Below are 2,796 nucleotides of genomic sequence, written 5' to 3'. Positions count from 1 at the left end.
TTCGTCCCGCACACCGTGACATTCGCCGCGCTCCAACAGAATGGAAAGACCGTAGACTCCGGAACCCTGTTCCCGGCTTCCGCCGGCGGTCCCTCAACGTTCACAGTGACGTTTGACCAGACCGGTACATGGAACTACTTCTGCCAGTTCCACGACGACATGGGAATGGCGGGCAGCGTGACAGTCACACCCACTTCCTGAACCCGCCACCGAACACCCACGACGGCGGCGCACCCCGCTCGAAGCCACAACGCGCAGGCGCCGCCGCCACCCCCCTTGCTACCATCCGTCCATCGTCGGCACCTCCGGCCAGAACCATAAGGAGATCATCACCATGTCCGTCATTGTCGCGGTCAAAATTTTCGGTGACACCAACGTCTTCACCAAGTCCCTTGACGAACGCGCGGACGAGTACCGCAGAATCAGTGAGCGCAGCCGGGAGGCAGGCGCGATTCACCACCAGTTCGCCATCGGGGACGGCTTCGTCCTCGTCGCTGACGAGTGGGAATCCGCGTCAGCGTTCGAAAAGTTCTTCAGTCAGCCCGAATTACAGGCATTCATCGGTTCAGTAGGCGGCACCCCCACCGTCGCCCCGGAAATCACCATAGGAGAATCATTGGACTCCCCCGACAAGTTCTAACCAGCAAGCACCACCACCAAAAATCCGCGCGGGCAAACCCGCACCGGACGCGGCTGATCTCACCGCGCCCGACATAACAACTGCCAGTGGGCGGGAACGGAGGCACGCCGGGACGTCGCGGCCTTGACTGCTGCTCCGATCACCGCAGCGCAGGAGCGGGCCGTGTTTCTTCAGCCAGGCGTGGATGCTTGCCTGTCCAGTGCGGCGGATTCCGTCCGGGGTCCAGTCTTGGTCAACAGCAACAGATGGCTTTGAAGCGCTGCAGCCAAAGACCCGCTCAAGGGCGTGGAGCGTTCGATGAGTTCGACCTCCAGCCTGGTGATCGCTGCAAGCTTACGGTGGTATGCATTCCCTGCTCACCGTTTTGTAAGGTCTGACCATAAGGCTGTGAGCAGTCGGGGGTGTCGTCCCCAGCACTGGCCGCCGGGCCCGTCTCCGACAGGCATCCGTAGCCGCAGCCATGGGCAAGTCTTGAGCGAACCCTGTGCCCACCATGCGCTGTCATTAAGCTTCCGGCCCTACCGTTGAAGGCAAGATCCCGCCGTTGGGGGCAGGACCTTACAAATGGGGACAGGGCCGGCGGCGAGAGCATCCAATGAGACCGAGGATGCCGCCCCCCCCCAAGACCGCCGCCGGCCCAAACCCCCCCAGCATTGCCTGGTCGGGCATTGCCGCCCCATACACCTGCTCCGGCCCAATTTCCCGGCCCCTGCCTCAACGCCAATCGTCGGGGCGAACCGCGGCGCGGCCGACCTGACCGCGGTGGCCAACGGCAAGACCGACATCAGCAGCAGGGTAGCAGTGCCTCGCTGAGGCGTGGCGCCCCCTAGGCAGTTCCCCGGTAGGCGAAACAGGTCTGATCTCCCACCCCCGCGTGTTCCCCGACGTGAAGGGTGCCCTGTGCCCGGCGTTTCGGAATCTTTATTATCGGCCTTTAAAACGGCTGGGGACTGGTCCCGAAAGGGGTCGGCTTCCGGGCGAGATGGCCGAGCTCTTTTCCTACTGACGTGCTCGAATCCTGGTGGAAAGCGCCTGATTCACGGCCGGGATGTCCGGGGCGGCGGGGTCGTTGAAATATCCAGGGCTCTACCTCCGAGTCAGCGCCGGTCGCTCAACACTGCAGAGGCCCCGGACGAGACAGCACACCGCACTTGTCCTGCGTGAACCCCAAATCGTGTACTGCTCGATGCCGGTCAAGGTTGGGCACTTCTGATCGGGTCTTTCGGCCGTATTCCTGGTCCGCTGCTGCTGACATGCTTGGGCATGCCTTACGTGCTCGAATACCGGACGGCCTCGAGCGTGGGACAGTGCAGGGTGGAAGGCGTCGACGTGTGCCGCGCGGTGGCAAAGGCCACGGAAGCTTTACGGGGCCTGCACTGCATCAGCGCGACGTTGCTCTTCTCCAGTGATCCGATTCCAATCGCGGGGGCGTGCTCGATCGTGGCCACCTACACACCGGCGGGCGGATGGCTCAGGTACGGAACATGGACGGACTGGCTACCATTGCCATGATTTGCCGGGGCGTTCCCAGCGGTGCGGCGGCCAGGGCACAGCGGGATTTGCTGAGAACCCGATCCGGCACCTGGTTTGATCCAAAGGCGCTCCAGTTATAAGCACGAGCTGTCGGCCGCCGTGCTTTCGGGCGTTCGCTGGCGGGGAAAGTTGCGTTCTTCGGGAGTTGCCGCACTTCAGAGCTTTCCTCAAGTTTCGCTCAGGTTTTCCGGGAGGTCTTGACTAATTCTTGTCGTGGGAAGCGGGCTTGCCTTGAGATTGGTCCGCCAGTGTGGGTGTTGTTCCTGCTAAAGGGTCTCAAACAGAACGGCAACGTCATGGACGCTCCATTGAACTCAGGGACGGGTTCCCGCCGGGGGGCGGTGGCCCGTCGATCTCTCTCCGCACTGCGTGTGCTGGGCACCGTCACCGCTGCTGCCGCGACCCTGGTGTTCCTGGCTGTCGGGGTCGTGGCCCCGCTGCTCCACGTTGGCTTCTCCCCGGTACTGACCGGCAGCATGCGCCCGGCGTATGCCCCCGGCGACCTCCTCATCACGGTCCCCGCGCGGACGGGGGTGTCAAGTTTTCTGTGTAAGGGACCGGTCGGTTGTCCGGTCTGCCGGTTTGTCAGATCGGGAGTCGGTTGGGGAATTGAACGGCGAAAG

2 protein-coding genes are annotated in these 2,796 nt (G+C 63.1%); both read left to right on the top strand.

Annotated elements, in window-relative coordinates; genetic code table 11:
- On the top strand, positions 1-201 hold a 201-nt coding region (locus AB0313_RS22055; RefSeq protein WP_366308474.1), incomplete at its 5' end, for a plastocyanin/azurin family copper-binding protein.
- Positions 202-334: 133 nt separating this feature from the next.
- Positions 335-640 (top strand): hypothetical protein, encoded by a 306-nt coding sequence (locus AB0313_RS22050; protein WP_366308472.1) that lies wholly within the window; start codon positions 335-337, stop codon positions 638-640.
- Positions 641-2,796: the final 2,156 nt, after the last annotated feature.

The sequence above is a fragment of the Pseudarthrobacter sp. NPDC080039 genome, from assembly GCF_040702335.1.
GTDB classification, from domain to species: Bacteria; Actinomycetota; Actinomycetes; order Actinomycetales; family Micrococcaceae; genus Arthrobacter; species Arthrobacter enclensis_A.
This window is presented reverse-complemented; position numbering and strand designations above follow the sequence as displayed.